Source organism: Actinophytocola algeriensis (genome assembly GCF_014203735.1).
Classification (GTDB): domain Bacteria; phylum Actinomycetota; class Actinomycetes; order Mycobacteriales; family Pseudonocardiaceae; genus Actinophytocola; species Actinophytocola algeriensis.
Map to the genome: position 1 here is coordinate 12,900 of NZ_JACHJQ010000006.1, position 19,838 is coordinate 32,737.

The window sequence follows — 19,838 nt, forward strand, 5'->3', positions numbered from 1 at the left end:
CAGTGTGCATGGCGCCTGCTCCGACGACAAGCCGTGGAAACGAGGGCTTGCAGCGCGGCAAACCGGCGTTCATACTGTTTTGCAGCGCAGCATAACCAGGTGCCACGGCGGCTCTCCGGGTAGGCCGTGGCGCGCAGCACCCCTTTCGGTCCCTGCCCTTTGCTCGGCGTCCCCGATGTCCCCTTGTGCCGGTGGCCGCCGCATGCCCTGCGGAAAGGCGCTGTCCCATGCTCAACAGGTTGCGCACGTTCGTCGCCGCGGTCGGGCTGCTGGCGGTCGCGGGGTGCACTGGCGACCCCGAGGACGGCACAGACGGCGCGGGGGGACCCGTCCGCGTGACCGTGTGGGCGTGGTACCCCGAGTTCAAGGGCGTGGTCGAGGCGTTCAACGCGTCCCACGACGACATCCAGGTCGACTGGACGAACGTCGGCACCGGACCCGACCAGTACGCCAAGCTGAAGACCGCCTTCACCGCGGGCACCGGCGCGCCGGACGTGGCGATGGTGGAGTTCCAGCAGATCCCCACGTTCCTCATCCTCGACGCGCTCGTCGACATGGGTCAGTACGGTGCGGGCGAGGACGAGGACCTGTACGCGGAGTGGGCGTGGCAGCAGGCCACCGACGGCGACAAGGTGTACGCCATCCCGGTCGACGGCGGGCCCATGGCCCTGATGTACCGCAAGGACCTCTTCGACCAGCACGGGATCCCGGTGCCGGCGACGTGGGCGGAGTACGCGGCCGCCGCCGAGAAGATGAAGGCGGCCGACCCGGACGCGTACATCGCGAGCTTCGGCAGCGACGGCGGCTGGCTCAACGGGCTGATGTGGCAGGCGGGCTGCCGCCCGTACGGTTACTCGCTCACCGAGGCGAGGGACCGCGTGAAGATCGACCTCACGAACCCGGACTGCGAGAAGGTCGTCGAGTTCTACGGCGACCTCGTCGAGCGGGACCTCATGGCCACCGACCCGTTCTTCACCGCCGACGCCACCGCCGCGCTCGACTCCGGCAAGTACTGGACGTGGGCGGCGGCCGGCTGGACCCCCGGCTACGTCGCCGGTTCGCTGAAGAACACCGCGGGCAAGTGGGCGGTCGCGCCGATGCCGCAGTGGGCGGAGGGCGAGGACGCGCAGGGCGACTGGGGCGGCTCGACGTTCACGGTCACCACGCAGGCGAAGAACCCCGAGGCGGCGACCGTGGTGGCGCGCGAGCTGTTCGGCACGTCGGAGGAAGCCTGGGACATCGGCCTGAACAAGGCGTTCCTGTACCCGCTCGTGAAGGATGTCGCGTCCGACCCGGCGTTCACCGGCAAGGCCTACGAGTTCTTCAACGGCCAGAAGGTGAACGAGATCTTCGTGCCGGTGTCGGAGAAGCTGGGCGACTTCGACTACACCCCGTTCCAGGACTTCGTCTTCGGTGACCTGCTCGACCGGTGCGCGGAAGCCACCTCCGGGACCCGGGAGTGGGACACCGTGCTCGACGCGACACAGGACAACGTCGTGGACTACGCGAAGAAGCAGGGTTTCACCGTCGAGTAGGAGATCCTGTGCGGCGCAAGCGCATGACCGACCACCCGGTCGCCGGAGCGTTGTTCGTCCTCCCGTTCTTCCTCGTGGTGGTGGCGTTCCTGGTCGTGCCGCTCGGGTACGCGTTCTGGCTCAGCCTGTCCAGCAGGAGCCTCGCGCTGGGCGAGCGCTTCACCGGCTTCGACAACTACGTCCGCGCGTTCTCGGATCCCGTGCTGCTGGACGGGTTCCTGCGCGTGGTCGTGTTCGGCGCGGTGCAGATCCCGGTCATGCTGGGGATCGCGCTCGCTGGTGCGCTCACGCTCGACGCGGTCACCACGCGGTTCGCGATCGCGTTCCGGCTCATCGCGTTCATGCCCTACGCAGTGCCCGCGGTACTCGGCGCGCTCATGTGGGGTTTCCTGTACAGCAGGACGTTCGGCCCGTTCGCGGACCTGCCGACGGTGGTGGGCGGCGAGCCGTTCGACTTCTTCTCCACCGACCTGCTGCTGTTGTCGCTCGGCAACATCGTGACGTGGGCGTGGACCGGCTACAACATGATCGTTCTCTACTCCGCGCTGCAAGCGGTGCCGAGGGAGATGTACGAGGCGGCACTGCTCGACGGCGCGACGCAGGTGCAGATCGCGTTGCGGGTCAAGGTGCCCGTGATCCGGCAGGCGATCGCCCTCGCCGCGATCTTCACGGTCATCGGGACCATGCAGTTCTTCGTCGAGCCGTACGTCATGGCCCGGTTCGCGCCGCAGATCTCCGCCGGGTACACCCCGAACCTCTACGCGTACAACCAGGCGTTCGCGTACTCGGACTTCCACTACTCCGCCGCCATCTCGTTCGCGCTCGGCTTCGTCGTGTTCGTCGCCGCGTACGCGTTCGTCCTGCTGACGAGGAAGCGGAGGCAGTCGTGAACCCAGCACGGACCCGGGTCCCGCACCTGGTCATGGCGGCGGGCATGCTGTACTTCCTCGTCCCGCTGCTGTGGATCGCGATCGCCGCGACCAAGAGCCAGCCGGATCTGCTGTCCACCCCGGCCCTGTGGTTCGCCGACTTCAACCTGTTCACCAACCTCGCGCAGCTGTTCCGCGAGGACGGCGGCGTGTACGGCGACTGGCTCGTGAACACCGCCGTGTACTCGGGCGTGAGCGCGGTGGGCGCGACGCTGCTGGCGGCGCTCGCCGGCTACGGCCTCGCCCGGTTCTCCTTCCCCGGCAAGCGGTTCTTCGAGACCGCGCTGCTCGGCATGATCATGGTGCCCGCGACCGCGCTGGTGCTGCCGACGTACCTGATCCTGTCGAACATCGGGATCGTCAACACGATGTGGGCGGTGATCCTGCCGTCGCTGCTCAGCCCGTTCGGGACCTACCTCGTGCGGGTGTACGTGACCGAGAGCGTCCCCGAGGAGCTGCTCGACGCGGCGCGGCTCGACCGGGCGAGCGAGCTGCGGATCTTCTGGCAGGTGGTGGTGCCGATGATCCGGCCCGTCCTCGTGACGGTCTTCCTGTTCACGCTCGTCGCGACGTGGAACAACTACTTCCTGCCGCTGGTGATGCTGAGCGACGCCGACCTGTTCCCGCTGACCGTCGGGCTGACCACGTGGTTCAACACCGGGCAGCAGGAGGCGGGCACCCGCGTGCTGTTCAACCTGGTCATCACCGGCTCGCTGCTGGCGATCGTGCCGCTCGTCATCGCTTTCGTCCTCCTGCAACGGTTCTGGCGCAGTGGCGCCGCCACCGGCGCGCTGCGATAGGAGACCCGTGCTCAGAGCCGACCTCACCATCAGCCCTGACTTCGTCATCGCGCCGGTGCGGCGCCGCACGTTCGGTTCGTTCGTGGAACACATGGGACGGTGCGTGTACACGGGGATCCACGAGCCGGGGCACCCGACCGCCGACGAGGACGGTTTCCGCGGTGACGTGCTCGCGCTGACCCGCGAGCTGGGCGTCACGCTCGTCCGCTACCCGGGCGGGAACTTCGTGTCCGGCTACCGGTGGGAGGACGGCGTCGGCCAGGACCGCCCGGTGCGCCGCGACCTCGCGTGGCGGAGCCTGGAGACCAACGAGGTCGGCATCGACGAGTTCGCCCGCTGGGCCCGCAAGGCCGACGTGGAGATCATGTACGCGGTGAACCTGGGCACCCGAGGTGTCGCGGAGGCGCTGGACGTGCACGAGTACGTCAACCACCCCGGCGGCACGCACCTGTCGGACCTGCGGCGCACCAACGGAACCGAGGATCCGCACGGCATCCGCCTGTGGTGCCTCGGCAACGAGCTGGACGGGCCGTGGCAGACGGGCCACAAGACCGCGCACGAGTACGGCAGGCTCGCCGCGGAGACGGCCAGGGCGCTGCGGCAGGCCGAACCGGGGCTGGAGCTGGTCGCGTGCGGCAGCTCGCACTCGGGGATGCCGACGTTCGGCGAGTGGGAGGCGACGGTCCTCGAGCTGGCGTACGACCAGGTCGACCACATCTCGTGCCACGCCTACTACGAACCGCTCGACGGGGACGACGGCAGCTTCCTCGCGTCCGCCGTGGACATGGACCACTTCATCGACAGCGTCGTCGCCACGGCCGACGCGGTCGGCGCGCGGCTGCGCAGCCCCAAGCGGATCGGGCTGTCGTTCGACGAGTGGAACGTCTGGTACCTGAGCAGGTTCCACGCCGCGCCGCCGACGCAGTGGCGGGTCGCGCCGCCGCTGATCGAGGACACCTACGACGTCACCGACGCGGTCGTCGTCGGGAACCTGCTGATCTCGCTGCTGCGGCACAGCGACCGGGTGGTGGCCGCCTGCCAGGCGCAGCTGGTCAACGTCATCGCGCCGATCCGCACCGAGCCCGGCGGCCCGGCGTGGCGGCAGACGACGTTCCACCCGTTCGCGCTCACGTCCCGCCTCGCGCGCGGACACGTGCTGCGCACGGAGGTCACGTCGCCGGTGTACTCGACGGCCCGCCACGGCGACGTGCCGGTGGTGGACGCGGTCGCCACCCACGTCCCGGCGACGGGCGAGACCGTGGTGTTCGCCGTGAACCGCCACCGGTCCGAGCCGGTGGAGCTGTGCGTGCCGGTGACCGGGACCGTGACCGAGGCCTGGGCGCTGCACGACGCCGACCCGTCGGCGGCCAACTCCCGGGAGCACCCCGACCGCGTCGTGCCGCGCCCCCAGCCCGCGGCGGTCGCCGACGGGGCCTTGCGCACGGTGCTGGCGCCAGTCTCGTGGAATGCCATCCGGGTGGCCGCGTGCTAGTGTTGGTCGATCGTCCAAGGCAATCGACCAACGCGGGGTGGGCATGTCGCCGACAGCGGCGGAACGGGGCATCCAGGTGCGGCGCAGGCTGCTCGACGCGGCGGTGGCGCTGATCGCCGAACGCGGCTGGACCGCGGTGAGCACGCGGGTCGTGGCCGAGCGGGCCGGGGTCGCACCCGGGCTCGTGCACTACCACTTCTCGTCCGTGCAGGGCCTGCTGTCCGAGGCGGCGGTCGGCGCGATGCGCGAGGTCAGTGCGATGTTGGAGCCCACGCTCGCCGCGGCGGGCACCCCGGCGGACGCGATGACGGCGCTCGCGTCGGCACTCGACCCGTTCACCGGCGACGACCCCGTTTCGGTGCTGTTCACCGAGACCTACCTGGCCGCGACCCGCGACCCCGCGCTGCGGGCCGCGGTGACCGAGGTGATCACCGGGTTCCGCGCCCGGCTCGCCGACTGGCTCGGTGCGCACGGGGTCGCCGCACCGGAGGCGACCGCGGCGGTGGTGGGCGCGGCCATCGACGGCCTCGTGCTGCAGCGCGCGCTCGACCCCACGCTGACCGCCGGGACGATCGCGCCCGTACTGACCCGGCTACTGGGAGGACAGGAATGAAGGTCGTGATCTGCGGTGCCGGGATCACCGGTCTGGCACTGGCGCAACGGTTGGCGGTGCTGGGCTGGGAGGTCGTCGTGCTGGAGAAGGCACGCGGCCCGCGCACCCAGGGCTACATGATCGACTTCTTCGGCGCGGGCTACGACGCGGCCGAGGCGATGGGGCTCCTGCCGCGCCTGCGCGAGCTGGGGTACGTGCTCGAGGAGGCGCGGTTCGTCGACGCGGACGGCAGGCGCCGGGCGCGGCTGGGGTTCGCGCGGTTCGCCAGGACGGTGGGCGGGCGCCTGATCAGCATCATGCGCCCGGACCTGGAGTCGGCGCTGCGGGAGAGCCTGCCCGCCGAGGTGGACCTGCGGTTCGCCACCAGCCCCACGCACGTCGACAACCGCGCCGACGGCGTGCGGGTCACCCTCACCGGCGGCGAGGTCCTGACCGCCGACCTGCTCGTCGGCGCCGACGGCATCCACTCGACGGTGCGTTCGACGGTGTTCGGCGAGGAGCGGAAGTTCCTGCGCCACCTGGGTTTCCACACGGCGGCGTGGACCTTCCGCGATCCGGACGTCCGCGCGAGGGTGGGCGACCGGTTCTGCCTGACCGACTCGGTGGACCGGCAGCTGGGCCTGTACGGCCTGCGCGACGGCCGGGTCGCGGCGTTCGCCGTCCACCGCACCGACCTCCCGTTGCCCGCCGACGCGCGGGCCGCGTTGCGCGCCGAGTACGGCTCGCTGGGCTGGGTCGCGCCCGACGTACTGGCGCAGTGCCCGCCCGCCGACGAGGTGTACTACGACCACGTCGCGCAGATCGAGATGCCCGCCTGGCACCGGGACCGGGTGGTGCTGGCGGGTGACGCGTGCGCGGCCGTGTCGCTGCTCGCCGGTCAGGGTGCGTCGCTGGGCATCGCCGGTGCGTACCTGCTGGCCGAGGAGCTGCACCGCCACGGCATCGCGGGGCTCGAGAACTACGAACGCCGGTGGCGCCCGGTGATGGCGGACAAGCAGCACACCGCCCGCAAGGGCGCGCGCTGGTTCCTGCCGCGCTCCTCCGCACAACTACGGCTCCGGCGGGCGATCCTCGCGCTGACCCGGCTCCCCGGCGTCGATCGCGTCGTCGGCCGTTCCCTGGCAGGCAAACCGGCGGCGGTCGTGGAGCCGGCATGGCACTGACCGACCGCAAACCCCGCGGCCTGCTGCGGTTCCTGCTGCGCACGCCGATCTGGCTGTACCGCGCCGGGCTGGGCGTGGTGTTCGGGCACCGGCTGATCTACCTCGCCCACCTCGGCCGCCGGTCCGGTGCGCGCCGGGAGGTCGTCGTGGAGGTCGTGCGCTACGACCCCGCGGTGCCCGAGGCCGTGGTCGTCGCGGCCTGGGGCGGTGCCCCCGACTGGTACCGCAACCTCCGTGCCGCACCCGCGATCGAGGTCCGGCTGGGCGGGCAGCGCTGGCCGGCGCCGGACCACCGCCACCTCGACGCCGCCGAGACGCACCGCACGCTGCTCGCCTACCAGCGGGCCCATCCCCGTGCCTGGAAACGGCTCGCGCCGCTGCTCGGCTTCCCCGCCGATCCGGCCGACCCGCGCTGGCCGGAGGTCGCGGCGACCGTGCACGCGATCGCGTTCACCCCGCACGTCACAGGTTCGTAAGGGTCTGTCGCGGCCGGGTGCGGGCATGATGCGGTGGACGAAACGGACAAGCAGGGAGAGAGAACTCGATGGCACGGTTGCGCTCGGCGGTGGTGGTTCTCGGCTCGGTGCTCGTGCTGGGTGGTTGCGGTGCCGGCCAGCAGGACGCGGGCGGCGGCACACCCACACCTGCCCCGCCCGCGACGACCACCACGACCACCACGACCACGTCCGCTGACGACGCGCCCGTGAGCGACCCCGCCACGCCGACCCCGGTGCCGGAGCAGCTGCGGTTCACGGCGAAGACGGTCGACGGCGAGGACTTCTCCGGGGAGTCGCTCGCCGGGAAGCCCGCCGTGCTGTGGTTCTGGGCGCCCTGGTGCCCGAACTGCCAGGCCGAGGCGCCGGCCATCGCCGACGCGGCGCGGTCCGCCGGTGACGTCGCGTTCGTCGGGGTCGCCGCGCAGGACGAGGTGGCCGCCATGCGGGACTTCGTGCAGCGGTACGACCTCGGCTCGTTCCCGCACATCGCCGACACCGACGCCGCCGTGTGGCAGCGGTTCGACGTCACCTACCAGCCCGCGTACGCGTTCATCGGCTCGGACGGCACCGTCGAGACGGTGACCAGCCAGCTCGAACCAGAGGAGCTGGCCGCCCGCGTCGGCGCGCTGAGCTGATGGGCGACGACCTCGCGTTCGCGCTCGGGGCTGGCATGCTCGCCACGGTCAATCCGTGCGGCTTCGCGATGCTGCCCGGCTACCTGACCCTGGTGATCGCGGGCAGCGGCGAGGCGGGCCGGGCCGCGCGGGTGGGCCGGGCACTGGCCGCGAGCGCGCTGATGACCGCCGGGTTCGTCGCGGTGTTCGGGATCTTCGGACTCCTGAGCCTCCCGCTGCGTGGCGCGCTGCAGCAGTACCTGCCGGTCGTCACGCTGGTCATCGGGCTCGTCATGGTCGTCGTCGGCGTGCTGTTGCTCACGGGCAGGCAGCTCACCCTGCTGCTGCCCAAACCCGCGCGCGGCGCACCGTCGACCAGGATCGTGTCGATGGCCGGGTACGGCGTCGCGTTCGCGGTCGCGTCGCTGTCGTGCACGATCGGGCCGTTCCTCGCCGCGACCGGCGTCGCGCTGCGGGGCGGCGACCTCACCACCGGGCTCACCACGTTCGTCGCGTACGCGCTGGGCATGGGGCTCGTGGTCGCGGTGCTGGCCGTCGCGGCCGCGCTCGCGAGCACCGCGGTGGCGGCCGGGATCCGCAGGGCCTTGCCGTACGTGCCGAGGATCGGCGGCGTGCTGCTGCTCGTGACCGGCGCGTACGTCGGCTACTACGGCTTCTACGAGCTGCGCCTGTTCCACGGCGGCGGCACCGCGGCCGACCCGGTGGTCGCGGCGGCGGGCGAGGTCCAGTCGACGCTCGTGTCCTGGGTGGACGCGGTCGGCCCGGTGCCCATGCTGGCCGCGCTGGCCGTGCTCGTCACCGGTGGTGTGCTCCTCGCCCGCAGGCGCCGCGCCAGGGTGCGGTAGCGGTCAGACGAGTTCGAAGCCGCCGTCGACGGTGAGCACCTGCCCGGTCAGCCAGGCCGAGTGGGCGTCGGCGAGCCGCAGGATCCACGTGGCGACCTCGTCCGGCTCACCCCGCCTGCCCAGCGGGATCCGGGCCGCCTCGGCGGTCTTGATCTCGTCGATCACCGCGCCGGGCAGCCCGGACGCGGCCAGCGCCTCGCTCTCCGTCGGGCCGGGGGCGACCGCGTTGACGCGGACGCGGTGCGGTGCCAGCTCGAGCGCCCAGCTGCGGGTGAGCTGCTCGACGGCGGCCTTGGACGCCGCGTAGTGGGAGACGCCCGCGGCGGGCCGGTGCCCCAGCGTGCTGGACACGTTGACGATCGCGCCCTCGCTGTCCTTCAGGTGCGCGAGCGCAGCAGCGGCGAGCAGGCTGGGCGCGGTGACGTTGACCGCGAACAGGTCGGCGATGCGCTCGGCGGTCGCGTCGGCCAGCGGCATCACCGCGGTCACGCCCGCGTTGTTCACCACCACGTCGAGCCTGCCCCATCTCGCCACCGCGTCGTCGACGACGGCCGGGGCCGCGCCCGGCTCGCTCAGGTCGGCGGGGCACACGGCGATCGACGGGTGCGACGCCGCGGTCGCGGCGAGGGCGTCGGCCCGCCGTCCGACACCGAGCACGCGCGCACCGGCACGCGCGAACGCCACGGCCGTGGCCCGCCCGATGCCGGACCCGGCCCCGGTCACGACGGCCACCCGGCCGCTGAGGTCGCTGACGGTCACCGAAGTCCCCTTTGTTCGAAGTTCGTAGAACATCGAACGAGACGCTAGCATGGGGCCCGATGAAGCAGCCACGCCATCCCGAGCCCGCCGAGATCACCCTGACCCGGGTGCTCAGCGCACTGGGCGATCCCGTGCGCCTCGGCGTCGTGACCCTGCTCGCCGACGGCGGCGAACGCGGCTGGGGCGAACTGCGCGCACCGGTCGCCAAGTCCACGTTGAGCCACCACCTGAAGGTCCTGCGCGACGCCGGGATCACGTGGACCCGCCAGGAAGGCACCCGCTGCTACGTCCGGCTCCGCCGCGACGACCTCGACCGGCTCTTCCCGGGTGTGCTCGGCGCGCTGCTGGAGGCGGCCGCCACCGCGGGCGACGCCGTGGCGGTCACCCTCGGCATCGACACCGCGTGAACGGACCCGGCGTCCTGGAACTCCCCGGGATCAGAACTCGACCCGCATGACCACGCGACGCAGCGTGGGGTGACTGACCTCGGGCGGCCCCCGAACGTGATGAAGGACCCCTTCATCACGCCCAGCACAACGAAGGGCCCCTTCATCACACCCAAAGTGACGAAGGGGTCCTTCATGCCCAACGGGCGCGAGCCCTCACCACTCCCGTGCTGCCTGTCATCCCGGAGACCTGCCCCCTCCGGCGAGGAGCCGCCGGAGGCGAAGCCCGCCCGGTGGGCCGGTTCCGGACCGGCCCACCGGAGTCGGTCACGTGCAGGCGATGGAGCCGGTGAACTGGCACTCCCCACCGGGTGCCGTGTAGGCGACCCGGTCGACCTGGAACGTCACCGTGCCCGACGGTGGCACGAACGTGCCCATGTCGGCGTTGTTCTCACTGCCCCACAGGTTCAGGAACAGGTTCGTCTCGCGGTCGGGGATCTTCGCCGCGCCGGTGATCGAGTGCACGACCTGCCCGTTGACGTAGAAGTCGTACGCCCGGTCACCGACCGCCTTCTTCGTGTACGACAGGTTCAGCCGTCCACTCGCGACGGACACCTGCGCGGCGTCCCACGTGCAGTTCTGCCCTGCGCCGTTGTGCCAGCCGTTCGACACGTACCAGCCGTTCGTGTCGAGCGTGTCGAAGTCGTCCAGGTAGGACTGCCTGGACGCCTCGACCCCGCACGCGACCGACGTGAGGTTGACCCAGGTCGTGGAGTTGTCCAGGCCGAGCGGGACCACCCCGGGGCCCTTCGCGGCGCCGTTGACCTACGAGTCGACCTCGGTGCGCGTCGCGACCTTCGACCGAACCGGCGGTCACGGCCGCGACGAGGTGGCTCACCCCGCCGCGGCCGTGACGTCCGCGCGCCCGATCAGTTGGTGTTGACGCACTTCCCCTTCGGCTTGCCGCTCGACCAGTACGTCGGCCAGGTGAACGCCTGACGGCTGTTCGGTCCGTAGATGCCGTCCTGGCGGATCCCGCGCCGGTGCTGCGCGTAGGACACGGCCTTCTCGGTGTTGGCGCCGAAGTCGCCGTCGATGACGAGGTTGGACGCGAAGTTGCACGACTTCAGCGCCGTCTGGAGCGTGACCACCGCACCGCCTTCCGCGCCCTCGGCGAGCGTGCAGTTCCTGCTGCCCGTGGCCTTGTGGTACGGCTGGCGGACGTAGTCGCCCGCGGAGGTGACCTGGACCGCCTTCGTCCCGTCACACCACCCGACCGACTCCGCCGCCGACGCCGTGCCCGCCGTGACGCCGATCCCCCCGGTCACCAGCGCGGCCGTGACCGCCGCCGTGACGAAAATCCTTCGCATGTCGTTCCTTCCCCCTGTCTCTCTGCTCAGGACGCGCGTGCGCACTTCCTGATCGGCACTCCGGACGAGTACACCGGCCAGCCGAACGCCTTACGGCTGTCCGGTCCGTAGACCCCGTCCGACGAGATGCCGTGCCGGTACTGCGCGTAGGCCACGGCTTTCTTGGTCATGGGCCCGAACTCGCTGTCGGCAGCGAGGTTGCTCGCGAAGTTGCACCCCTGCAGCGCCAACTGGAGCGCGGCGACCGCGGTGCCGGATGCGCCTTCGGAGAGCGTGCAGTTCCTGCTGCCCGTGGCCTTGTAGTAGGGCAGCCGGATGAAGTGACCCTGACTGTTCAGCGTGACTTCCTTCACGCTGTTGCACCTCACGGACGACGCCGACGCCGTCGCCGTGGTGAACACCAGCCCCCCGGTCAGCAGCGCGGCGATGACCGCCAACGTGGTGAATACCCGTCTCATGCCGCAGATGCTGCCGCCGGGCGCTTTCCCGGCGCTTTCGCCGGGATGAAACCGGCGCGCTACCCGGACGCGCGGGCCACGTGCATCGTGCGGACCGACAGCCAGGACGATCAGCACCAGCACCGCCGCGCTGGTGGTGTAGGCCGCCACCGCCGCCGGGTTCGTGACGAGGAGGTCGACCGTCGTGTGCCCGCCCGCCAGGTTCATGCCCAGCGAGATGCCGCCGCACGAGGCGGCGCCGACGGCGCCGGTCAGCCCGACTGCGGACGTCAGCCTGCGCGGGGACACCGAGCGGCGGAACGTGCTCACCAGCAACGCGAGCGCGGCGACGCCGACCGCCACGGTCATGACGTCCTGCAGCACCGCCAGCACCCGGACCACATCGGGGGTGGCGCCGCGTTCGCGGCGCACCGCACCGCTGCGCCACAGCAGGTCCCAGCCGAACAGCATCGCCGGGAACACGACGGCGAGCAGCACCGCCGCCCGCCGGCCCTGCCGTGCGGTCAGCTCGTCCTGGAACTCCGGCGCCACCTCGTCCACCGGCCCGAAGTCACGCACGGCGAGCACCGCGGCACGCTCGGGTGCCACTCCCCCGTCGCGGTAGGCGGCCGCGGCGTCGGCCAGGCCTTCGTGCGCCTCGGCGACCATGCACCGGAGCGTGCGCCGGGGGCCGTGCAACGCACGGCGGAGCGCGCCGACGTACTCGGCGATCGGGTCCACTGTGGTCACGACACACCTCCCGCCGGGCGCAGCACCGCGTCGATCACCGACGTGAACTCGTGCCACTCCGCGCGCTGCGTCGCGAGTGCGTGCCTGCCCGCGCGGGTCAGCGTGTAGGTGCGGCGTTCCCGCCCGCCGACGCTGCCCCACGACCCGGACAGCAGCGCGGCGCGCTCCAGCCTGCGCAGCGCCGGGTAGACGGTGCCGGTCGGCAGGTCCAGCGCACCGCCGCTGCGCGCCTGCAGCGCCTCGATGATCGCGTAGCCGTGCAGAGGGCGCTCCTCGAGCACGGCGAGGATCATCCCGTCGAGGTGGCCGCGTACGGCTGAGGGTCGCACAGGTAGGGACTCTACCCAACATGTCCAAGGGCACGGATCAGGGGAATCCCTGATGCACATGTAGCCTGTCTACCTATAGCGTCGAGTTCGTGAACACACTTGTCCAGCCGACGGGGACAGCCCGGCGGCCCCGTCTCTCCCTGTGGTTCCTGCGCGTCGCGACCACGGTCCACCTCGTGCTGGTGCTGGCCCAGCCGGTGCTCGCCGGCCTCTTCCTGACCGGCGACGTCGACGCGATCACCGTGCACGGCACCGTCGGGTCCGCACTGGCTGCGGTCTCGCTCGTGCAGATCGGCCTGACGCTCGTCTACGTGTTCCGCAGAGGGCGGCTGTGGGTGCTGCCCGTGGTGGTCGCCCTGTTCCTGGCCGTCGGAGCCCAGATCGGTCTCGGCTTCTCCCGCGTGTTGGAGGTCCACGTCCCACTGGGCGTCGCGATCGCGACCGCGTCGGTGTTGCTCGCCGTCTGGGTGTGGAGCCCGTCCGCCGCCCGGCCCCGGGGAGGTGCGCGGTGAACCGCCGATCGTTCCTGGGACTGCTGGGTGGCGCCGCCGCGGGTGCCACGCTGGCCGGGTGCGGGCTGGGCACCGCGGGACAGACCGGCGAACAGCTGGTCACCGCGGCGCGCCTGCCGAAGCCGTTCCAGGTGCCACTGCCGATCCCGCCGGTGGCACGCCAGGACAGCGCGGGCCTGTACCGCGTCACCCAGCGGGTCGCGCAGGCCGAGATCCTGCCCGGACTGCGTACCGAGATCCTCGGTTATGACGGCATCTTCCCCGGCCCGACGTTCGAGACCCGCCGGGGCAGGCCGGTGGTGGTGCGGCACCGCAACGAGCTGCCCGTGCCCACGGTGGTGCACCTGCACGGCGGCCACACCCCGCACGAGCACGACGGCTGGCCACTGGATCTCGTGCTGCCGGTGGGCAACACCCGCGAGTGGCGGACCCACCACGGCACCGGCACCCGCACGGAAGGCGAACGCGACTACCGCTACCCGATGGCACAACGAGCGGCCACGCTCTGGTACCACGACCACAGAATGGACTTCACCGGCCCAGCGGTATACCGGGGCCTGGCCGGCTTCCACCTGGTGCGCGACGACGAGGAGGACCAGCTTCCCCTGCCCCGCGACGACCGCGAACTACCGCTGATGATCTGCGACCGGGCGTTCGAAGAGGACGGTTCGTTCGCGTACCCGGCGCTGGACGAGGAAATGCGCTCGGTACCAGGCGTGCGGAACGACTGGATGGAGGGCGTACTGGGCGACGTGGTGCTGGTGAACGGCGCACCGTGGCCGGTGCACGAGGTGGACGCGGCCCGCTACCGCCTACGGCTGTTGAACGCGTCGAACGCCCGCCGGTACCGACTGGAACTGAGCGTGCCAGGTGGACCGAACCTCCCCATGACCCAGATCGGCTCGGACGGCGGGCTGCTGGCGGCACCCGTGACACACCAGTCGATCGAGCTGGCCCCGGGCGAGCGTTTCGACGTGGTGGTGGACTTCTCGCGGGTGCTGGTAGGAACGGAGGTGACGATGGTGAACGGGCTCGGCAGCGGCGGAACCGCCAACGTGCTGCGGTTCCACGTGGTCCGCACCGCGCGCGACGACAGCCGGGTGCCGGACCGGCTGTCCGAGATCGAGCCACTGACCCCGAACCCCGGCGCACCGACCCGCACGTTCCGCTTCACCCGGGGCCCGGTGGGCGACCACCGGGGCTGGACGATCAACGGCACGTCGTTCGCGCCGGGCAGCTCCCTCGCGGACAGCAAACTGGGCGAGGTGGAGACCTGGCGCCTGATCACCGACGTACACCACCCGGTACACGTACACCTGGACCCGTTCCAGGTCCTCCGCCGCGACGGCCGAGCACCGGGGAAACTGGACGGCGGGTGGAAGGACACTGTGGACATACGCCCGGCGGAGGTGGTCGACATCGCGGTCCGGTTCACCGACTACGCGGGCAAGTTCGTCATGCACTGCCACAACCTGGAACACGAGGACATGGCGATGATGGCCACCATCCGCACGGTCACGTGACGGTGCCCTGGCCTGAAGACGCTTTTTCGGGCCTTGAGCCCGGTTGCTGGGGTGTCTTCGGCGGGTGGGGTGTGCCCTCCGGGGGCTCCTCGCCGGAGGGGCAGGTCTCTGGGATGGCTTGGGGTTGTTTGGTTGCGTTGGGTGCGGGTCTGCCTGCCATCCCGTCGACCTCCCTACGGGCGATCACACCGGCTCAAGGGGGCGGTCCCAGCGTTTACCGCCGGTTTCGTTGGTGGTGCCCCCTTGATCCGGTGTGATCGGGCTTCGCCAGGTCGACGGGATGGCAGGGAGCCCCTCTGTGGTCGGCTTCCGCCCGTGCTCGGTTGGCCTTCATGCCGTGAAAGGCACTTTCAGGACGTGGCCCGATGGCATGAAGGGCCCCTTCATCACGGTGGACGCAACGAAGGGGCCCTTCATCACACCGGGCGTTACGAAGGACCCCTTCATCACGCCGCGCGTTACGAAGGGGTCCTTCATCACGGTGAACGCAACGAAGGGGCCCTTCATCACGCCGGGTGTTACGAAGGAGCCCTTCATCGCATCGAGCGCAACGAAGGGGTCCTTCGTCGCACCGGACGTTGCGGAAGGGCCCTTCGGGACGTTGACATCCACAGGCAAGATCAAGCAGCCGTCTCCCGGGCACCTTCCTCCGAGGCGAGCCAGGAACTGATCCGCCGCGCCGCGGCCAACGCGGCCCACGCGGCCAACTCGACCAACGTGTCATCGTCAGGCGCGGTGGCCTGGAACTCAGCCACGGCCTCGTCATCGATCTGGTACGAGGCGAACGCGACCAGCAACGCCAGCCGCCCAGCGGCCCGGTCGGCAGGAGGAAGTGAGGCGACCGCCTCCGAAACCCAGGCCCGGCTCAACCCGGGTGCCCGGCCATCCCAGGTGGACAGCCGGGAAGAGACGAGCGCACGAACGGAAGCGGGCACCGACCGCGAACCAGCCGCCTCCACCGCCGCGTACGCGCGCGCGAAGGCCTCCGCGACCACCCCGTTCGACCGAGCCCAGGACAGGTCGGCGGGCAGCGGAACCACGGGCAGGAAGTCCAGTGACTCCCCCGCCACCGCCCCGCCCGGCGCGGGCCGCAGCACCCCGCCGAGCACCTTCCTGGCCTTCGGCTTGGCCGACTCCGGGACATGCGACGGGAAAGGTGAATCGCTGAGGAACACGTTCACCATGCGGTTGTAGTAGTGGAACGCGACGGCCACACCGATCAGTTCGGCCGCGTGCGCCGACGAGAACGGGGCGGTGACCGGGCCGGCCACCGCGGACGCACGCGCCCACTCCGTCAGCTCGTCGACATCGGCCGCGGCGGGGATGGCCGCCAGCGTCATCCCGTGGACGTCCGCGCAGTAGGGGCAGTCGTTGGCGAGTGACACGCCGGTCGCCACCGCCTCCTTGCCCGCGCGGTCGGCGAAACCCTGCGCCAGCAGGGTTTCGCGCAGGATCATCCACGACGCGGCGAGCACGTCGGTGGACGCCGAGTGCAGTGCCACCGGCGGGGCGAGCATGCTGAAGTCGCGCTCGACCTGCCGGTAGACCTCCGCCACCACGCCCGTCGCGTGCCGGCGTTTGACCACCCGTACGTACCGGGTGTCGTTCAGCGACCTGCGGACCGCGAACCGGACCAGTCCGGCGACCATCGCCTACCCCTTTGCCTTGGCCATCACGGCACCGACGACGAAGTCCGGGTACTGCTCTGCGATGCCGTCGACGTCCGGGACGACCTTCACGTCCCCGAGGCCGGCCGCCTCGAACGTGGCGCGCCACGCGGCGGGGGTGAGGAAGCCGTGGGTCGGGCGCCGCACCGGGTCGGTGGCGACGTCGGTGAAGCTGTCCAGGAAGTCGAAGATGATCTCCGCGTGGATGGGCCGCGCCAGCTTGGTCGGGCGGATGCACTCCGACACGACCACGGTGCCACCCGGCTTGAGGGCCTTCGCCGCCTCGCGGATGACGAAGTCCAGGTCCGGCGCCACGTGGAAGCAGTTGACCGAGTACACGACGTCGAACGTGCCCGGCTCGACGCCCTGCTCCTCCCACGACTGCGTCATGTCCACCCGCGCCGACTCGATGGTCGTCGACGGGTCGGCGGCCGCGGCCACCGCGCGTTCGCCGTGCCGCGCGAACGTCTCCGCGACCTCGGTGAACCGGTAGCGGGTGACCGCCGGACCGAGCTTGCGGAGCACGTACTCGGCCGCGCTGCCGCAGCCGCCGCCGATCTCCAGCACCTCGAACGGGCCGCCGCCGGCAGGCGCGAGCCGCGACACCGCCTCGGCGCCGACCGTGTTGTTGATGGCGTAGAGGAGGTTGTCGTTGTGGAAGTACTTCAGCCACAGCGGCAGCTTCGACGGTGCGAACAGGATCTCGTCCCCTGTCGCCTCACCGGCGAAGAAGGTCTTGGCCTCCTCGATGAGCGTGCGCAGGATGTCCGCCGCCACGGCGACGCCCGGCTCGCGCTCCGCGAGCTCGGCAGCGACCGTCTCGAAGTCGGGCTCCTTCAGCGCACCGGGGTAGTAGCGGGTGCCCTCCCGTTCGAAGATGCCCGCGATGGTGAGCTTCTCGTACAGGAACTTCAGCGGGATCGTCCTGCGCCACGGGATCGAGAGGTCCTTCTTGGCCTGCTGGACCGAGATCCCGTTCGTCGCGGGCAGTGCGCCGATCGACGAGAGGATGCGGTGCGCGGTCGCGTCGACGAGGCGGGAGAAGTTCTCGTTCGCCGCGAGGAACCGGAACGGGAACAGCTCCCGGATCGGCTCGTCGACGATGGCGGCGCGGAGCTTCGCGAACTCCTCCGCCTTGGGGTGGTCGAAGTCGGACATGGCGTTCACCGCTCTCCAGGGGTGATCAGGCCGCGCGGCGGGCGGGCGCGGACCAGTCTTGGACGATCATGGGGAGGCCGCCACCGAGGCGGAGCGACATCATCGGCTCTGGCTTGACCCGGAAACCGGGCACCGCACCGAGTTTCAGTTCGCGCATCAGCGTGGAGATGATGAACGTCGCCTCCATCATCCCCAGGTGGTTGCCGACGCAGAACCGGGGACCCGCGCCGAACGGGATGTGCGCGTACCGCGGCCGGTCCGACTTGATGTCGGGGTCGAACCGCTCCGGGTCGAACCGCTCGGGCTCGGCCCAGTACCTCGGGTGCCGGTGCAGCGTGTACGGGCAGATCAGCACCTCGGCGCCGGCGGGGACGTGGTAGCCACCGACCTCGTCGGCCTCGAGCGCGCGCCGCGGCAGGATCCACACCGGCGGGTGCAGGCGCATGGCCTCCTGCAGCACCATGTGCGTGTACCGCAGCTTCGTGAGGTCCTCGTAGACCGGACGGCGGTCGCCGTAGACCGCGACGGCCTCCTCGTGCAGCCGCTCCCGGACCTCCGGGTGCCTGCCGACGAAGTCGAGCGTCCAGCCCACCGTGCTGGCCGTCGTCTCGTGCCCGGCCAGCAGCAGCGTGACCAGCTCGTCCCGCATGCGGCGGTCGGCCACCCGGCGGTCGGTCTCCTTGTTCGTGGAGGCGATGAGCCGGGTCAGCACGTCGTCACCGGCTTCGACCGGGTTGGCCTTCCGGTGTTCCACCAGCAGGCCCACGATCCGTTGCAGGTCGTCCCGTGCCGACCGGAACGCGCGCTGCCCCTTCAGCGGCAGCCACCTCGGGATCATGCCGAGGGTCTCCATCTCGAACATGGCCTGGTCCTGCACGGCCTCGAACGAGTGACCCACCGACTCGAACTCACCGAGGTCGGCGTCGAGCAGGGTGCTGCCGAGCACGCCGAGCGTGAGCGCGGTGACCTCGGACAGCACGTCCACCGGGCCGTCGGTGGACAGCTGCGCGCGGAGCCGCGCCACCAGCCCGAGCGACTCGGACACGATCACGTCGGCCTGCTTGGCGATCCGCTTGTGCTGGAACACCGGCTGGATGGTGCGCCGCTGTTCCTTCCACAGCGCGCCCTCACTGGTCAGGAGGCCGTCGCCGAGCGCGCGCTTGGCCTCCGTGTAGCCGATGCCCTTGTGGTAGTTGGCCGCGTTGTCCGCCAGCACGTGCTTGGCGTGGTCGGGGTGGTTGAAGATGTAGAGCTTCTTCGGGCCGATCGCCACCCGCACCGCGTCGCCGTACTCGCGGACCGCCTCGCTCATCAGGCCGAGGCGATCCGCGCGGAGCTGGCGCAGGATCCCCAGGGCCGCCCTGCGGGGCGGCCCTGGGGGCACTCGGCCACTGTTCGTGGTCACGCGGCTGCCGGCCGGGCCTGCGGCCCACCGTCGTCGGAGACCACCGTGAGCGGTGGCTCCGCCTTCTCCTTCTCCTTCTCCTTCTCCGCCTCGAGCCGCGCGCGCTCGGCGGCGGCCTTGTTGACGAAGTGCAGGCTCCACAGGAACATGCCGCGGATCAGACACACGATCGCCGTGGCGAGGAACAGGCCGTAGGCCACGTGCATGACCATGAACAGGCCGTAGAACAACGCGACGCCCGCGCCGAACGCGAACTGCGCGCCCGGCCTGGACGGCGTGGTGCCCGGGTCCGTCACCATGTAGTTGGTGTAGAGGATGAACGCGACGCCGGTCATGACCGCGAGCGCGCCCGGGATGGCCGTGTCGAACAGGATGCCGCGCAGGATCGCCTGGAGCGCGAAGAAGCTCAGCCACCCCGCGATCAGCCACATCCGGTCGGTCAGCTTCGCGTTCAGCAGCGTGCCGGTGATGATGATGATCCCCGGCAGGATCCAGCTGCCCCAGTCGTTCAGGCCCTCGGTGAAGTGGTACGGCGGCGCGATGCTGCCCCAGGGGAACAGCACGAGCACCATGAGGATCCCGAAGTTGGACGGGTTCATGTAGTGCTTCAGCCTGCCGCGCGACGGGGCGCGCAGGATCCACTTCGCCGCCACCGCGAGGGTGACCGCGAACATCATCACCCAGATCCGGTCGTTGACGTAGATCAGCATGTTCAACGCGATGCTGGTGATGTGCGCGGGGAACAGGAACTCCATCAGGCCCTTGAACCCGTTGCCCGCGTAGCGGGGTGCGCGGCCCTCGACACGGGCGCCGATCTTCTCCAGCACCAGTTCGACGGTGTAGCCGGTGGCGATGGCGATGAACGGCCAGATCCACGGCTGCTCGAACCCGAGGAAGATGTAACCGGCGACGTTGAACGCCGTGATCGAGATGGCGAACCGACGCAGTGCGGTGATGTGCTTGGGTTCGCGCAGCTTCGGCGGCTCACCCGAGGGCGGGGTACCACCCGGCTTTGCTTCCTGGACAACCATTT

22 protein-coding genes are annotated in these 19,838 nt (G+C 70.8%); 12 read left to right on the forward strand and 10 right to left on the reverse strand.

From position 1 onward, the window contains the following. The first annotated feature begins 227 nt into the window (after positions 1-227). From FHR82_RS27250 to FHR82_RS27290, 9 genes are all read left to right on the forward strand, one after another. The gene (locus tag FHR82_RS27250) at positions 228-1,535 is read left to right on the forward strand and encodes an ABC transporter substrate-binding protein (protein WP_184813413.1); all 1,308 of its coding nucleotides are present in this window, start codon (positions 228-230) and stop codon (positions 1,533-1,535) included. An 8-nt stretch (positions 1,536-1,543) separates the two neighbouring features. Next, complete coding sequence (locus FHR82_RS27255; RefSeq protein WP_311771309.1) at positions 1,544-2,425, forward strand: carbohydrate ABC transporter permease; 882 nt, start codon at positions 1,544-1,546, stop codon at positions 2,423-2,425. Continuing rightward, positions 2,422-3,264 carry a carbohydrate ABC transporter permease gene (locus FHR82_RS27260; protein WP_311771310.1) on the forward strand — a complete coding sequence of 281 codons (843 nt, stop codon included), beginning with the start codon at positions 2,422-2,424 and terminating at the stop codon, positions 3,262-3,264. Before FHR82_RS27255 ends, FHR82_RS27260 begins: the two co-directional genes overlap by 4 nt. A 7-nt stretch (positions 3,265-3,271) precedes the next feature. Then, the gene (arfA, locus tag FHR82_RS27265) at positions 3,272-4,756 is read left to right on the forward strand and encodes an arabinosylfuranosidase ArfA (RefSeq protein WP_184813414.1); all 1,485 of its coding nucleotides are present in this window, start codon (positions 3,272-3,274) and stop codon (positions 4,754-4,756) included. 43 nt (positions 4,757-4,799) lie between these two features. Beyond that, positions 4,800-5,369, forward strand: coding sequence for a TetR/AcrR family transcriptional regulator (locus tag FHR82_RS27270; RefSeq protein WP_184813415.1), 570 nt, complete (start codon positions 4,800-4,802; stop codon positions 5,367-5,369). Further along, on the forward strand, positions 5,366-6,532 hold the full coding sequence (locus tag FHR82_RS27275) for an FAD-dependent oxidoreductase (RefSeq protein WP_184813416.1): 1,167 nt from the start codon (positions 5,366-5,368) through the stop codon (positions 6,530-6,532). Before FHR82_RS27270 ends, FHR82_RS27275 begins: the two co-directional genes overlap by 4 nt. Further along, complete coding sequence (locus tag FHR82_RS27280) at positions 6,523-7,008, forward strand: nitroreductase family deazaflavin-dependent oxidoreductase (protein ID WP_184813417.1); 486 nt, start codon at positions 6,523-6,525, stop codon at positions 7,006-7,008. The genes FHR82_RS27275 and FHR82_RS27280 overlap by 10 nt, the downstream gene beginning before the upstream one ends. 68 nt (positions 7,009-7,076) lie before the next feature. Then, a complete protein-coding gene (locus tag FHR82_RS27285) occupies positions 7,077-7,664 on the forward strand; it encodes a redoxin domain-containing protein (protein ID WP_184813418.1) in 588 nt (195 codons plus the stop codon). Beyond that, entirely contained in the window at positions 7,664-8,509 is an 846-nt protein-coding gene (locus FHR82_RS27290; protein WP_184813419.1) for a cytochrome c biogenesis CcdA family protein, read from the forward strand. Before FHR82_RS27285 ends, FHR82_RS27290 begins: the two co-directional genes overlap by 1 nt. A 3-nt stretch (positions 8,510-8,512) precedes the next feature. Here FHR82_RS27290 and FHR82_RS27295 read toward each other — a convergent pair whose 3' ends face one another. Further along, positions 8,513-9,268, reverse strand: coding sequence for an SDR family NAD(P)-dependent oxidoreductase (locus FHR82_RS27295; RefSeq protein WP_311771311.1), 756 nt, complete (start codon positions 9,266-9,268; stop codon positions 8,513-8,515). Positions 9,269-9,327: 59 nt separating this feature from the next. On the opposite strand from FHR82_RS27295, the gene FHR82_RS27300 reads away from it, so the two are divergent. Then, positions 9,328-9,675, forward strand: a complete 348-nt coding sequence (locus FHR82_RS27300; RefSeq protein ID WP_184813421.1) for an ArsR/SmtB family transcription factor — start codon at positions 9,328-9,330, stop codon at positions 9,673-9,675. Positions 9,676-9,981: 306 nt separating this feature from the next. Here the strand turns inward: FHR82_RS27300 and FHR82_RS27305 are convergent, their stop codons facing one another. The 4 genes from FHR82_RS27305 to FHR82_RS27320 all read right to left on the reverse strand — a co-directional run bounded on the left by FHR82_RS27305 (position 9,982) and on the right by FHR82_RS27320 (position 12,540). Then, the gene (locus tag FHR82_RS27305) at positions 9,982-10,452 is read right to left on the reverse strand and encodes a LamG domain-containing protein (protein ID WP_184813422.1); all 471 of its coding nucleotides are present in this window, start codon (positions 10,450-10,452) and stop codon (positions 9,982-9,984) included. A gap of 131 nt (positions 10,453-10,583) precedes the next feature. Next, positions 10,584-11,024 (reverse strand): peptidoglycan-binding domain-containing protein, encoded by a 441-nt coding sequence (locus FHR82_RS27310; RefSeq protein ID WP_184813423.1) that lies wholly within the window; start codon positions 11,022-11,024, stop codon positions 10,584-10,586. Positions 11,025-11,050: 26 nt separating this feature from the next. Beyond that, positions 11,051-12,211, reverse strand: a complete 1,161-nt coding sequence (locus FHR82_RS27315) for a peptidoglycan-binding protein (protein WP_184813424.1) — start codon at positions 12,209-12,211, stop codon at positions 11,051-11,053. Beyond that, positions 12,208-12,540: a PadR family transcriptional regulator gene (locus FHR82_RS27320; protein ID WP_184813425.1), complete on the reverse strand. Its 333-nt coding sequence runs from the start codon at positions 12,538-12,540 to the stop codon at positions 12,208-12,210. Before FHR82_RS27320 ends, FHR82_RS27315 begins: the two co-directional genes overlap by 4 nt. A gap of 89 nt (positions 12,541-12,629) precedes the next feature. Between FHR82_RS27320 and FHR82_RS27325 the strand changes: the two genes are divergently transcribed. Next, positions 12,630-13,052 carry a hypothetical protein gene (locus FHR82_RS27325; RefSeq protein WP_184813426.1) on the forward strand — a complete coding sequence of 141 codons (423 nt, stop codon included), beginning with the start codon at positions 12,630-12,632 and terminating at the stop codon, positions 13,050-13,052. After that, positions 13,049-14,575 carry a multicopper oxidase family protein gene (locus FHR82_RS27330; protein ID WP_184813427.1) on the forward strand — a complete coding sequence of 509 codons (1,527 nt, stop codon included), beginning with the start codon at positions 13,049-13,051 and terminating at the stop codon, positions 14,573-14,575. The genes FHR82_RS27325 and FHR82_RS27330 overlap by 4 nt, the downstream gene beginning before the upstream one ends. A 330-nt stretch (positions 14,576-14,905) precedes the next feature. On the opposite strand, the gene FHR82_RS27335 is transcribed toward FHR82_RS27330, so the two are convergent. The 5 genes from FHR82_RS27335 to FHR82_RS27355 are packed head-to-tail and all read right to left on the reverse strand — an operon-like array spanning position 14,906 to position 19,836. After that, positions 14,906-15,187 carry a hypothetical protein gene (locus tag FHR82_RS27335; RefSeq protein ID WP_184813428.1) on the reverse strand — a complete coding sequence of 94 codons (282 nt, stop codon included), beginning with the start codon at positions 15,185-15,187 and terminating at the stop codon, positions 14,906-14,908. A gap of 8 nt (positions 15,188-15,195) precedes the next feature. Beyond that, positions 15,196-16,224 carry a carboxymuconolactone decarboxylase family protein gene (locus FHR82_RS27340; RefSeq protein WP_184813429.1) on the reverse strand — a complete coding sequence of 343 codons (1,029 nt, stop codon included), beginning with the start codon at positions 16,222-16,224 and terminating at the stop codon, positions 15,196-15,198. 3 nt (positions 16,225-16,227) lie between these two features. Continuing rightward, on the reverse strand, positions 16,228-17,400 hold the full coding sequence (locus FHR82_RS27345; RefSeq protein WP_184813430.1) for a class I SAM-dependent methyltransferase: 1,173 nt from the start codon (positions 17,398-17,400) through the stop codon (positions 16,228-16,230). A 25-nt stretch (positions 17,401-17,425) separates the two neighbouring features. Further along, the gene (locus tag FHR82_RS27350) at positions 17,426-18,805 is read right to left on the reverse strand and encodes a cytochrome P450 (protein WP_184813431.1); all 1,380 of its coding nucleotides are present in this window, start codon (positions 18,803-18,805) and stop codon (positions 17,426-17,428) included. Then, a complete protein-coding gene (locus FHR82_RS27355) occupies positions 18,802-19,836 on the reverse strand; it encodes an enediyne biosynthesis protein (protein WP_184813432.1) in 1,035 nt (344 codons plus the stop codon). Before FHR82_RS27355 ends, FHR82_RS27350 begins: the two co-directional genes overlap by 4 nt. Between the last annotated feature and the right edge of the window lie 2 nt (positions 19,837-19,838).